Genomic DNA, 13720 nt, shown 5'->3' with positions numbered 1-13720 from the left:
CTATGACAGAACAAGTGTCCGTTAGTGCAGTAAATAATAAAATTAGAAATCTGATATTAGGAATTCTGTTTGATGCCATTGGAATGCTTTCGTTTACCGTTCCTTTAATCGGTGAATTTTCAGATGTGATTTGGGCTCCATTAGCCGGTTTTTTGATGACTTGGATGTATAAAGGTACAATAGGACGGGTAGGAGGAGTAGTAACTTTTCTTGAAGAGATTTTACCATTTTCGGATTTTATTCCAACTTTTACCTTCACCTGGATTTATAATTATGTAATTAAAAACAAAGATGCCTCGTAATTCGAGGAATTTTTTGTTAGTCGTTAAAAAGAAATCCTAGTCCCAAGCGTTTGAGCATTTTTTTTTCGAAAGCCCAAAAGAATTTGAACTGTCCAAACAAAAAGCCAATCAGCACTAAAAGTATTTGGTAAATGGGAAAAATTAAAAGTAACCGAACAGGCGTAAACCAATATCCTAAATCTTCTTTTGTAATTCCAAGCCAAAAGCAAAAAGGTTTTGAAAGCCATGCTGAGGCAGATCCAGTTATAGCAAAAACAATAAATATAATAGTAAGTTGGAAATTAGTTTCAATGCCCCAACGTTTTTTTAGTTTGTTCATTTTAATTTATAATCAGTACAAAGGTAGTGATACTGTTTGTGAATAGGTACTATCACATTAAAAAATGGACGATAGAAGTTCTGAAGTGGTATTTCACCAGAAAATGAAAGAGTAAATTTCAAAGCAAAAAATTTCAATCTTATCTGATGGGTACAAAACCAAAAAGTATTTGATTGTACGTATTTTGAAAATAAATCATATAATTATAAATCAAGTAATTCACTTCGTATCCGTAATTAATCGTTGGATCATAATTGATGGTCATTTCATATAAATTAGGATCATAGCGTTGCGGTTGCATAACACGGCTGTTCCATTCCATAACATAAAGCTGATTTTTAGCCGCGAGAAAGGCTTGAGAATGATAACCTCTTTGAAAAGCTCTTGAATTGAGCCAGCTATTAAATCCTGAATCAATTATAATTACTTCATATTCAAGTTCATCATTGGCAATTCGGACTGTGTCGCCTTGAGCAGCAACAGATTTTTCAGTACTTGGAAATGCAGTTTTTGAAGTGGTGCAACTCAAAAACACACAAATAAAGACGATTATAATGTAATAACTGTTTTTCATGACGAAAAAATTGAACTATAAAGTTACAAAAACAAATGATTGATTGATAGGGTTTTGATCAAAAAAAGAGGCTGTTTTTATCAAACAGCCTCTTTATTCACATTAAAAAGAAAAAATTAACGTAACAAACTAATAATTTGTGAAGCTAATTCAGTGCCTATTCTATCTTGGGCTTCTCCTGTTGCCGCTCCAATATGTGGAGTCAACGAGATTTTATGGTTCATCAAAATAGCCATTTCAGGAGTTGGTTCGTTTTCAAAAACGTCTAACCCTGCAAATAATACTTTTCCACTGTCTAATGCTTTTACTAATGCCACTTCGTCAATTACACCGCCACGAGCACAGTTTACTATTCCTACACCATCTTTCATAATGGCAAGTTCTTTTTCGCTAATGATGTAACCATCTTGAGCAGGAACGTGTAATGTAATGAAATCAGCTTCTTTAAAAACCGATTCCAATGATTGTGAAATGATTGTAGTGGTTATTGATTGTCCGTCAAAAAAGGATACTGTAACATCCACTTGCGGGATAAAACTATCGGCTGCAATCACTTTCATTCCCAATCCTAACGCCATTTTAGCGGTAGCCTGACCAATACGGCCAATTCCAACTATTCCAAGTGTTTTTCCTCTTAATTCGATTCCGTTTGCGTAGGCTTTCTTCAAACCATCAAAGTTCGTATCGCCTTCAAGCGGCATATTTCTGTTCGAATCATGCAAGAAACGAACACCAGAAAATAAGTGTGCAAAAACTAACTCTGCGACTGATTCTGAGGATGAAGCCGGAGTATTGATTACGTGAATTCCTTTGCTTTTAGCATAATCCACATCAATATTGTCCATTCCTACACCACCGCGACCTATAATTTTCAATCCTGGGCAAGCGTCAATAATGTCTTTACGAACTTTAGTCGCACTACGCACCAGAACTACACTTACATTATTTTCATTAACAAAATTAGCCACTTGTTCTTGCGCTACTTTTGTCGTTATCACTTCAAATCCACCTTTTTCTAAAGCTAGAATTCCACTTTTTGAAATTCCGTCATTGGCTAATACTTTCATTTGTGTTTTATATTTTAAGATTGAAAAATTTAAAGATCCAATCTGAGTTGTTTAATATGGTGATTGATTAAAAAATTGATTTTTCAAATCTTTAGATCATTCAATATTTTAATTTTTAAATTGCTTTTTCTAAAGCCTGCATTACATCAACCAATACTTGAACGCTTTCTAACGGAAGCGCGTTGTACATAGAAGCTCTGTAACCACCTACGGAACGGTGTCCAGGCAAACCTGAAATTCCCGCTGCTTTCCACATTGCATCAAATGTGGCAGCATGTGCTTCATCATTTAATAAGAAAGTAGCATTCATGTTCGAACGGTCCTCAACAGCTGCAGCACCTTTGAATAAAGGGTTTCTGTCTATTTCTCCATAAAGCAACGCCGCTTTTGCATTGTTAACTTTTTCAATAGCAGCAATTCCACCAAGGTTTTTCAACCATTGTAAGGTCAATAAAGAGGCGTAAACAGGGAAAACAGGCGGCGTATTGTACATACTTTCTGCTTTGATATGTTTGGCGTAATCCAACATACTTGGTATTATTCTACCATTTTTACCTAGAATTTCTTCTTTAATAACCACTAAGGTTGTTCCTGCCGGACCCATATTTTTTTGTGCTCCGGCATAAATAATATCAAATTTAGAAAAGTCTAATGCTCTAGAAAATATATCCGAACTCATGTCGCACACTACTGGCATATCAACTGACGGAAATTCCTTCATTTGTGTCCCAAAAATAGTGTTATTACTTGTGCAGTGGAAATAATCAGCATCCGCTGGTACAGTATATCCTTTTGGAATATGATTGTAGTTTTGTTCTTTCGAAGAAGCCACGGTAATAGTTTCTCCAAAAAGTTTTGCTTCTTTTATCGCTCCAGCAGCCCACGTTCCCGTATCCAGATAAGCAGCTTTTCCGCCCTCTTTCATTAAGTTGTAGGGAACCATTAAGAATTCTAAACTCGCACCTCCAGCAAGAAATAAGGCGCTGTAGCCTTTTCCTTCTAGACCTAAAAGTTCAAGAGCAAGTGCTCTGGCTTCATCCATAACGGCAACAAAATCTTTACTTCTGTGCGAAATTTCTAAAAGCGATAAACCGGAATCATTAAAATTTAAAATTGCTTGTGCTGATTTTTCAAAAACTTCTTGCGGTAAAATACAAGGTCCTGCGCTGTAGTTGTGTTTTTTCATGGTGTAGTTTATGTCCAAAAAATTAAAGTGCAAATTTCGACAATAGGAGTTTAAAAAGCGTTAATTAATTCGGAATAATTGCACTTTTTTCGACTATATTGTTAACAAAAACGAAATAGTATCGGTGTTATCTGCATAATTCCATAATCGGGGATTTTGAGTTTGTCCAAATGCCACGCTGTTTTCTATAGTTTCATCAGCAACGACACATTGTAATAGCTCATTTTCAGACTTTAATCTTGTTTTTAAATCATTAATATCCTCGTAAAACTCGTAAAAAACACTCGAAATAGGCGAGGCATGACTTTGATCTTCTTTCAAGGTAAGAAATCCGTTATCTAGTAATTTGAAATTACTCATCAGGAAAACGGCTTTGTTGTAATCGTAATTGTTAGCGTATTTTTCGTAATGAATGACGTCTTGGTAGGTAAATATCGCTTCGAAAAACGGAACAAAGGAATATCCTTTTGGAACAAAAAGTTTAGAAACATTGCGGCAACCCAATCCAAAATAACGAAAGATATCTTCACCTAAAGCGGTAAGTTGTTCTTTGGTTTCATTTCCGGTTAAAACGGCCACTGAATTTCTGCTTTTTCGAATAATGGAAGGTTTGTCTTTAAAATAATATTCAAAATATCGAGCTGTGTTGTTGCTTCCGGTGGCAATAACGGCATCAAAATTCTCTAATTTCCCCTCTACAAAAGTAATATTCTGAGCTAATTCTGGCTGAACTGCAATAATGTATTTCGCTAAAAAAGGTAACAAATGCTGATCGTTTGAGGATGTTTTTACCAAAACAGTATTTCCGGTAATCAAAACCGAAAGGAAATCGTGAAAACCCACCAACGGAATATTTCCGGCAAGAATTAAAGCGATTTTTTTAGGCTCTTGAATTGGAATTGAATAGCTAGAAAGCCATTGATTCAGGTTTTCTTCTGTTAATGCTTCTGCCCAAGATTGGATAGAGAAATAGACGTTTTCAGGAGTATACCAACCATTATGCGATTGCGATAATTGTATCAAGTCAACAAAGGCATCAAAAAACGTTTCGTTGTGCAAAACAGCCGGATTTTGTAAAGTGTTATTTTCGGAAAACTGACTTAAAAATTTTCCTAATTCAACAAAAACACTTTTTTTTGTTTCTAATGTCATAATGTTTGCTTATGAATAGTTTTGATTGTAATTTTGCACAAAAATAAGCTATAAAACGTATAGTTAAAAGATTAAAAGAGGAAAGATATGAGAATCTTAAATCCTAAATCTTATTTCCTTAATATCCTAAATTAAAAACATGGCAATTATTATAACAGACGAATGTATCAATTGTGGTGCTTGTGAACCCGAGTGCCCAAATACAGCAATATATGAAGGAGCAGACGATTGGAGATACAAAGACGGAACAAAACTAAAAGGAAAAGTGATTTTGCCTGATGGTTCCGAAATTGATTCTGATGAAGCTCAAACTCCAATTACTGACGAAGTGTATTACATTGTTCCGGGAAAATGTACCGAATGTAAAGGTTTTCACGATGAGCCACAATGTGCTGCTGTGTGTCCGGTGGACTGTTGTATTCCGGATGACAATCACGTGGAAAGTGAAGAGACTTTATTGAACAGACAAGCATTTTTACACAACGAATAGGCAGAAGATCTTAATTTTGTGCAAATAAATCCTGAGCTAGCTCAGGATTTTTTGTTTATTTTTTTCGTGCGATAATTACGAAAGTATCAAAGGCATAGGTTTTTCGATCGATTGTTTTTATAACTTCAAATCCATTTAGATACAGAAATAATTGTATTTCATTTAAAGTAAAAACACGAACGGTAGAAAAATCATCTGCAATTATTTCTTTTTTATTATTTTGAAAAGTATAGTATTGCGCACTCCATTCCAATAAAAAATTTTCTGACGAAGTTGTTCTCCATTTGCTAGATCGATAATAGATCAAATCTTCAAACGGGGCCTCATGAAGTATAGCATCATTCTCTTTGATAAAAGGAATAAAACGATTGGCATCAATAAAATCAAAAATAAGAGTTCCCTCTTTGTTTAGGTTTTTATATATGGATTGAAAGGTGTTATTTAGATCTTTATTTGTGATTAAATAGCTAGTTGAGCGTCCTGTAATTAAAATAGAATCTACTGGTTGTTCTAATTTAAAATCCCTCATGTCACCATGCAAGAAAATCCCTTTTTTGTTTCGCTCTTGCGCAATTGCTATCATGCTTTCGCTATAATCTAGACCAATGTAAGTAGTGTTATTAGCTAAAAATCGCTTCGAAAGATTGCCTGTTCCACTACCAATTTCTAAAACAGTTTTACCATGATAATCCTGAATTAAATTATTGTAGAAGTTAAACTCCTCATCGTAATCTATAAAAGTTTGGTACATGGCATCATAAATTGCTGCCATTTTTCCGTTGTAAAGATTTGCCATGCTACTTGTTGTTTTACGTAAAGTTTTGAAGAAATATACCAAATGAAAAAGGGCTGTCTAATTGTGACAGCCCTTTTCTTAATTATTTTAGGATAAAATTAGAATTTATAGTTTAAAGATAAATTAAACATAGTTCCCAATTGGCTAAAGTGGTATCCATCATACGTCATTTGCGAATAACGACCATTGAAAGTCACAAGATTAAATTGCTCTCTTTCAGATGTTACAGTTGATGTACCGTTTAATATTTTAGTACCGTCTGCATTTTCAGCTTTAAATTTCCATTCCGGTAATACATTTAATAAGTTGTTTACATTTAAGGCTAGTGTTAGTTTGTCACTAGCAGAATAACTAACTCCTAAGTCAGTCACCATTTTAGTTAAAAACTCAACTCTCAAATCATTTGACATACCAGCATTCTTAAATTTTGTAGGTCCAAATACAGTATTGTTCAAAGTGAATCCAAATTTTCCAAGTTCATATTCTGCACCACCAATAATTTTAAATTGTGGTCTTGAAGTAAACAATAGTGCTTCTTGTGTTTTATCAATTACTGATTGGTTAACTGCTACTACACTTGCAGGGTTTTTTACAGGTCCATCAATTTCGTTTTGTAAAGTATAGTTACCAGAAATATTAAAGCCCATTTTTCCAGACCCTATAATTAGATTTTTGTATCCTGCAACTAGATCAATACCCGATGTTCTAGAATCAATACCGTTCACAAAAAATGCTGATGTGTTAGTAGGTGAAAATGTAATAGGGTTTCCTAAAACAATTCTATCTTCAACTTTAATATTGTAATAATCTATTGTAAGATTAAAATTCTTATTTGGTTTCAAACCTATTCCAGCGGTAAAATTAGTAGACTTTTCTGAGTCTAATTTTGGAACACCACTTGCTCTAGCAGCTGATGATACATTATTTATTAAACCTTGCACAACAATACCTTGTCCTGGAACAAATGAGGATTGTGATTTTTGAGTATAAATCTGGTGTAAAGATGGAGCTCTAAAACCTGTTGATAAAGAGGCTCTTAATGTAATTTTATCGTCAGAAAATTTATATCTAGTACTTGCTTTCCATACAGTTGCACTACCGAAATCACTGTAGTCTTCATATCTAACAGTACCATTAACTAAGAAATCTTCTGTTATGTCTAATGCAACATCTAAATAAAGACCTAGGTTGTACCTGTTGAATTTACCAGAATTTTCTGGAGTATTACCTTGAAATGAATCGGCTCCACTTCTGTTTCCAGTATATGAAGCTAGATCTCCTGCGAAAATTTCAAAATTTTCAGTTCTAAATTCAGATCCAAAACCTAAGCTTAATTGATCACTTAAATTTTTGGAAATATCGATATTCCCTACATAATGATTAAAAGAAGTTCCTCCCGGTTTGAAAGTAATTGGAGTGTTAATTCCATATAAAAAGTTTTCTCCAGGGTCTTTCGCATCATTACCATTATCGTCAATAAATGACCTGTTTTGAGAATTTGAAACGGTGTATATTTGAGTGTTTCCTCCAGTTGTTAAACTTACATCTGTATTCCAACCATTTTTTGTTGATTTGTAACCTATAGTTGCATTATAATCGTTAAGATCACCTTCAAATGTTGGTACATATCCTTGGTAGGATGCTGCAGTTCCGTTACCAAATAATGTTGCTAGATAAGGCATGGCATCTACTGATCTCCAATACGGAGTTCTGTAATTTGCAAATGAATTTACTTTCTTATACACATAAGCGGCATTATAATACATTTGATTATTTTCGTTGTAATCAACTCCACCATTTACTAAAAACTTAGCAGCTGCTGTTTCTGGAGATCCATTTACGTTTCCAGCATCAGGTTTTAAAGCTAAGAAAGCATTCACATCTGCAGGATTAGCACCAAAATCAGCGATTTCGCCATCTGCATTTACTTTTCCTGGTCTGTTCGCTAATGCAACTTTTGAAAAGTCTACCGTATAATTGATAAAGCCTTTATTTCCAACGGTTGAACCATTGTTTAAGCTTACTCCATACATTTCTCCATCGCCTTCACTAGTTATCCCTGTTCTCAATGTTACAGATCCTAGAGAAGCGTTCTTTTTTAATATGATGTTCATTACACCCGCAATGGCATCAGATCCGTATTGAGCAGAAGCTCCATCACGAAGAATTTCAACTCTTTCGATAGCATCGGTAGGAATCGCTGAGATATCTGAACCTGTTTCTCCACGTCCTGGAGAAGTCTGTGTATACACAAGTGAACTCATGTTTTTTCTTTTTCCATTAATCAAAATTAACGTTCTACTTGGTCCCATATTTCTAATTTCATACGGATCCAATAATGAAGTCGCATCATTTACAGGTGTTTGAACGGTGTTGAATGATGGAATTTTGTACTGTAATGCTTTATCAAATGAAGCTTGTCCAGTTGATGTCAAGTCTTTTGAAGATAAAACATCAATAGGCAGCGCTGATGTGGTATTACTTCTTGGCGCCGTTCTGGTTCCTGTTACTACAACTTCATCTAAGTTTTGTCCACCTTCTTCTGATAAAACCACGTTCAGGGTAGCATCTGTGACTACTTTTTCCAATTTAGAAAAGCCTACATAGCTAAAAACTAAAGTAGCTCCTTCTTTTACTTTAATCTTGTAAGCTCCATCCATGTCAGTAGAAACTCCGTTTTGCGTTCCTTTTTCTACAATGTTGACTCCTGGCAATGCATTGCCCGTGTTATCTTTTACTACCCCCGAGACCTGTTGTTGCGCAAAAACAAACGAGACGTTTAGTAGGAATAATAATAATGCAAATTTTTTCATAATACTTTAATTTTAGTTTTTGGTTTGTTTTAAAATCGATCGCAATATAATTTTTTTTAACATAATTGTAACATATTTTTTAAATTTTTATAAAAAACATATTAGCCTTTTTTAATGTCCTATTTTTAATTATTTAAAACATTTTTAAAATGGTATATTTGCAAACTTTTAGAGCCCATACTTTATCTAAATTTTAATATCGTATCAGTTATAAAAGCAGCATGTAATCGTACTTAATTCTATCATTAAAATAGAAAAGGGACGATGCAATATTCCATTAAAAATAAATATTATCTACCGATGAAAGCAGGAATTGTAGGATTACCAAATGTTGGAAAATCAACATTGTTTAATTGTTTGTCAAATGCAAAAGCGCAAAGTGCCAACTTTCCTTTTTGTACAATCGAACCTAATATAGGTGTAGTAAATGTTCCTGATTCCAGAATGGAAAAATTGGAAGAATTGGTTAAACCGGAACGCGTACAAATGGCAACAGTAGATATTGTTGATATTGCAGGTTTAGTTAAAGGAGCCAGTAAAGGCGAAGGTCTAGGAAACCAGTTTCTTGGTAATATTAGAGAATGTAATGCGATTATTCACGTATTACGTTGTTTTGACAATGATAATATTGTTCACGTTGATGGAAATGTAAATCCCATTCGTGACAAAGAAACCATCGATATTGAGTTGCAATTAAAAGATTTAGAGAATGTTGAAAAACGTTTAGAAAAAGTAAATCGTGCCGCCAAAACAGGGAATAAAGAAGCGCAAACCGAAAAAGCACTTTTAGACCGAATTAGAGAAACATTACTTCAAGCAAAATCAGCTAGAACGGTGACTCCGCAAAACAACGATGAAGAAGTTTTAATGGAATCTTTTCAATTGATTACTGCAAAACCAGTATTGTACGTTTGTAATGTAGATGAGAATTCAGCTGTAAACGGAAATGCATACGTAGATCAGATACGGGAATTAGTAAAAGATGAAGATGCCGAAGTGATCATTCTTTCTGTAGGAGCTGAGGCTGATATTACCGAATTAGAAAGCTATGAAGAGCGTCAAGTTTTTCTTGAAGATATGGGATTATCTGAGCCAGGCGCATCAGTTTTGATTCGTGCAGCGTATAAATTATTAAAACAACAAACTTATTTTACCGCAGGTGTCAAAGAAGTTCGTGCTTGGACCATCAATATTGGAGCAACCGCACCTCAAGCAGCTGGTGTTATTCATACTGATTTTGAAAAAGGTTTCATCCGCGCTGAAGTAATTGCTTATGAAGATTTCGTTCACTACGGCTCTGAAGCCAAATGTAAAGAAGCCGGAAAATTCAAAGTAGAAGGAAAAGAATATGTAGTTAAAGATGGTGATGTAATGCATTTCCGTTTTAACGTCTAATCATTGCGAGGAACGAAGCAATCTCATTACGAAAACATCAAACCTGCAGAAGAAATTTTGCAGGTTTTTTTATATCTAACATTTTTTTGGACCTAATCCTGCTTTTCTCTTCAAACGAAGTTCACTGAACTCCAATTAAAATAAAAGTTTAGTGAAGTAATCTTTTCCCATTCATCTATTTTTTCTAAGTCATAAAAGGAGTTTCCGTTGTTCGCTCTTTTATGTCAAGAAAAAATAAGATGGATTTGAAAAATGCTTTCCGTTTCACTCTGCGGTAAAATCGATTTGGAGGAAAATGAAATTTTGTTTTTTTCTTATTTGTTTTCGTAATCTGTGAATCAGTGGCGAATTATTTTGTTGTTATTTTATTTTTACTACTTTTAATAAAAACTAATCATCATGAAAATTATAGCCTTTGGCGCAAGCCCCAGTAAAAACTCCATCAATAAGAAATTAGCGACCTACGCTGCTCATTTATTTGAAAATAGGGAAGTGGAAGTTTTAGATTTAAATGACTTCCAAATGCCAATTTATAGCGTGGATATCGAGAACGAAATAGGACACCACGCATTTGCGCAAGCGTTTTTAGATAAAATTGCTACTGCTGATATTTTGGTAGTTTCCATGGCAGAAAATAATGGAAACTATTCCGTGGCATTCAAAAATGTTTTCGATTGGTGTACTAGAATAAACGCCAAAGTTTTTCAGCAAAAACCAATGTTATTGATGGCAACTTCACCGGGAGCTAAAGGTGGAGCCAGTGTGTTGGGAATTGCTAAGAACGCTTTTCCTTTTTACGGTGGAAATATAAAAGCTGCCTTTTCACTGCCTAGTTTTGAGGCTAATTTTGATGTAACAAACGGTAAAATTTCAAATCCGGAATTGGATAATCAATTGAAAGAAATTATTAAGAATTTTTCAATCGTTTAATTTTCAATCTTTAAATCTTTCAATATACGAATGTCAATATTATTCTTAATAACTTTGACGTCTCCCTATTTTAAAATTTATCGAATTACACTACATTAGCACCAAATCCACAAATTTTACAATGTCCGATCAAAATCAATATACCGAAGATAACATTCGGTCACTCGACTGGAAAGAACATATTCGCATGCGTCCCGGGATGTACATCGGGAAATTGGGAGACGGTTCCTCGCCAGATGATGGTATTTACATTCTTCTAAAAGAAGTCCTCGACAACTGTATCGACGAATTTGTCATGGGTGCCGGAAAAACTATTGAGGTAACCATCAAAGACAAAACCGTTACTGTTAGGGATTATGGTCGTGGGATTCCATTAGGAAAGGTGATTGATGTAGTTTCTAAGATGAATACAGGAGGAAAATACGATTCTTTGGCATTTAAAAAATCCGTTGGTTTGAATGGAGTTGGTACAAAAGCAGTAAATGCTTTGTCAAATTATTTTCGTGTAGAATCCGTTCGGGATGAGAAACAAAAAGCAGCAGAATTTTCAGCAGGAAACTTAGTGCTCGAAGAAGCTATTATTGAAACTACGAAACGTAAAGGAACGAAAGTTACTTTTATTCCGGATGAAGCGATTTTCAAAAACTATAAATTCCGTTTCGAATATATCATCAAAATGCTTAAAAACTATTGTTACCTAAACAATGGTTTGACTATTTTATTCAATGGCGAAAAATATTTTTCGGAAAATGGTCTGAAAGACTTATTGGAAGAAACCATTCATGCGGATGATTTGGAATATCCCATCATTCACTTGAAAGGGGAAGATATAGAAATTGCCCTAACCCACAGTAAATCACAATACAGCGAAGAATACCATTCCTTTGTAAACGGACAAAATACAACGCAAGGTGGAACGCATCTTGCAGCGTATCGCGAAGCAATTGTGAAAACCATAAGGGAGTTTTACAATAAAAGTTTCGAAGCGTCAGATGTTAGAAAATCTATTGTCACAGCAGTTAGTATCAAAGTAATGGAACCGGTTTTTGAGTCACAAACCAAAACCAAATTGGGATCAACTGATATGGGTTCTGAGCCAGGAATGCCTTCGGTGCGTACTTTTGTAAACGATTTTGTGAAAACTAAATTAGATAATTATTTACATAAGAATCCTCCAACTGCCGATGCACTGTTGCGGAAAATTCTTCAAGCTGAAAGAGAACGTAAAGAACTATCCGGGATTCGAAAATTAGCCACAGATCGGGCCAAAAAAGCGAACCTGCACAACAAGAAATTAAGGGATTGTCGCGCCCATCTTCCGGACACGAAACATCCTAAAAATCTGGAAAGTACCCTATTCATTACCGAGGGAGATTCGGCTTCCGGATCCATAACCAAATCACGTGATGTAAATACACAAGCTGTTTTCAGTTTGCGTGGTAAGCCTCTGAATTCGTATGGAATGAGCAAGAAAATTGTTTATGAAAATGAAGAATTCAATTTATTACAAGCAGCTTTGGATATTGAAGACGGGTTGGAAAAACTGCGGTACAATAACATTGTAATTGCTACCGATGCCGATGTCGATGGCATGCACATTCGATTGTTGTTGATTACGTTCTTTCTTCAGTTTTTTCCGGAGTTAATCAAAGAAGGACATTTATATATTTTGCAAACGCCACTTTTTAGGGTTCGAAACAAGAAGGAAACCATTTATTGCTATTCAGATGAAGAAAGGAAAGCAGCAATAGAAAAACTAAAACCAAAACCGGAAATAACCCGATTTAAAGGTTTAGGAGAGATTTCTCCGGATGAGTTCAAAAATTTTATTGGAGAAACCATTCGTTTAGATCCGATTATGATGGATAAGAATACCTCGATTGAACAATTGCTTTCTTTTTATATGGGTAAAAATACGCCAGACAGACAGGAGTTTATCATCAAGAATTTGAAGGTGGAGTTGGATGTTTTGGAAGAAGTGAAATAATGCAGATTTAACAGTGTCAGATAATCTTAAAAATAAATTTTTATTCTCTCAAGTAGTCGCGCTATTGCAAAATGCCCGTCAACAGGTTTTACGCACCGTAAATTCAACAATGGTGTATACCTATTTTGAAATAGGAAGAATGATTGTGGAAGAAGAACAGAACGGAAAAGAACGAGCTGAATACGGAAAGCAATTATTAAAAGGACTTTCTCAACAGTTGACTGTTGAGTTTGGAAAAGGGTTTTCAATTGATGTTTTAGAAAGAATTAGAAAATTTCATTTAATTTATTCAAAATCCGCTACAGTGTTGCGGATTTTAGAAATTCGAAATACGCAATCACTGACTGCGGAATTCAAATCCCAAAAAGCTCAGACAGTGTCTGAGGATTTAAATAAATTTGATTATCAAACATTTTCGTCATTTTTTAAATTGACATGGTCTCATTATTCATTCTTAATGCGAATTGACGATGAGAAAGAAAGACGTTTCTACGAAATAGAATCTGAGAAATACAACTGGAGTGTTCGCGAATTAAAGCGACAATATGATTCCGCTCTTTACAAAGGATTGGCTTTAAGCCGAGATGCAGCAGGAGTTTTGAAACTTTCTGAAAAAGGTCAGATTATAGAAAAACCTAAAGACCTTATCAAAGATCCATATATTTTGGAATTTTTAGGTTTGCCAGAATTACATTAGTATTCTGAATCG

General features: G+C 34.6%; 13 protein-coding genes. 6 read left to right on the top strand and 7 right to left on the bottom strand.

Translation table 11 applies throughout. The features are described 5' to 3' along the window. Positions 1–2 precede the first annotated feature (2 nt). Positions 3–302: a hypothetical protein gene (locus tag BLS90_RS07505; protein ID WP_091257051.1), complete on the top strand. Its 300-nt coding sequence runs from the start codon at positions 3–5 to the stop codon at positions 300–302. Between the two features lie 16 nt (positions 303–318). Here BLS90_RS07505 and BLS90_RS17095 read toward each other — a convergent pair whose 3' ends face one another. From BLS90_RS17095 to BLS90_RS07480, 5 genes are all read right to left on the bottom strand, one after another. Then, on the bottom strand, positions 319–621 hold the full coding sequence (locus tag BLS90_RS17095) for a DUF6787 family protein (protein ID WP_091257050.1): 303 nt from the start codon (positions 619–621) through the stop codon (positions 319–321). 139 nt (positions 622–760) lie between these two features. After that, positions 761–1195, bottom strand: coding sequence for a DUF6146 family protein (locus BLS90_RS07495; RefSeq protein ID WP_091257049.1), 435 nt, complete (start codon positions 1193–1195; stop codon positions 761–763). A 116-nt stretch (positions 1196–1311) separates the two neighbouring features. Next, positions 1312–2262: a D-2-hydroxyacid dehydrogenase gene (locus BLS90_RS07490; RefSeq protein WP_091257048.1), complete on the bottom strand. Its 951-nt coding sequence runs from the start codon at positions 2260–2262 to the stop codon at positions 1312–1314. Between the two features lie 115 nt (positions 2263–2377). Continuing rightward, complete coding sequence (serC, locus tag BLS90_RS07485; protein ID WP_091257047.1) at positions 2378–3448, bottom strand: 3-phosphoserine/phosphohydroxythreonine transaminase; 1071 nt, start codon at positions 3446–3448, stop codon at positions 2378–2380. A 93-nt stretch (positions 3449–3541) separates the two neighbouring features. Continuing rightward, positions 3542–4600, bottom strand: coding sequence for an acyl-CoA reductase (locus BLS90_RS07480; RefSeq protein ID WP_091257046.1), 1059 nt, complete (start codon positions 4598–4600; stop codon positions 3542–3544). A 139-nt stretch (positions 4601–4739) separates the two neighbouring features. On the opposite strand from BLS90_RS07480, the gene BLS90_RS07475 reads away from it, so the two are divergent. Further along, the gene (locus BLS90_RS07475; protein ID WP_091257045.1) at positions 4740–5090 is read left to right on the top strand and encodes a 4Fe-4S dicluster domain-containing protein; all 351 of its coding nucleotides are present in this window, start codon (positions 4740–4742) and stop codon (positions 5088–5090) included. A 55-nt stretch (positions 5091–5145) separates the two neighbouring features. Here the strand turns inward: BLS90_RS07475 and BLS90_RS07470 are convergent, their stop codons facing one another. Then, positions 5146–5886, bottom strand: coding sequence for a class I SAM-dependent DNA methyltransferase (locus BLS90_RS07470; protein ID WP_091257044.1), 741 nt, complete (start codon positions 5884–5886; stop codon positions 5146–5148). Between the two features lie 98 nt (positions 5887–5984). Further along, positions 5985–8699 carry a TonB-dependent receptor gene (locus BLS90_RS07465; protein ID WP_091257043.1) on the bottom strand — a complete coding sequence of 905 codons (2715 nt, stop codon included), beginning with the start codon at positions 8697–8699 and terminating at the stop codon, positions 5985–5987. 300 nt (positions 8700–8999) lie between these two features. Here BLS90_RS07465 and ychF point away from each other — a divergent pair, with 300 nt between their 5' ends. The 4 genes from ychF to BLS90_RS17090 all read left to right on the top strand — a co-directional run bounded on the left by ychF (position 9000) and on the right by BLS90_RS17090 (position 13708). Beyond that, on the top strand, positions 9000–10094 hold the full coding sequence (ychF, locus tag BLS90_RS07460; RefSeq protein WP_073351719.1) for a redox-regulated ATPase YchF: 1095 nt from the start codon (positions 9000–9002) through the stop codon (positions 10092–10094). Between the two features lie 399 nt (positions 10095–10493). After that, positions 10494–11024, top strand: coding sequence for an NADPH-dependent FMN reductase (locus BLS90_RS07455; protein WP_091257042.1), 531 nt, complete (start codon positions 10494–10496; stop codon positions 11022–11024). A gap of 121 nt (positions 11025–11145) precedes the next feature. Then, complete coding sequence (locus tag BLS90_RS07450) at positions 11146–13011, top strand: DNA topoisomerase IV subunit B (protein WP_091257041.1); 1866 nt, start codon at positions 11146–11148, stop codon at positions 13009–13011. Positions 13012–13024: 13 nt separating this feature from the next. Further along, complete coding sequence (locus BLS90_RS17090) at positions 13025–13708, top strand: DUF1016 N-terminal domain-containing protein (RefSeq protein WP_245705061.1); 684 nt, start codon at positions 13025–13027, stop codon at positions 13706–13708. Positions 13709–13720 lie beyond the last annotated feature (12 nt).

Source organism: Flavobacterium omnivorum, assembly GCF_900099915.1.
GTDB classification, from domain to species: Bacteria; Bacteroidota; Bacteroidia; order Flavobacteriales; family Flavobacteriaceae; genus Flavobacterium; species Flavobacterium omnivorum.
This window is presented reverse-complemented; position numbering and strand designations above follow the sequence as displayed.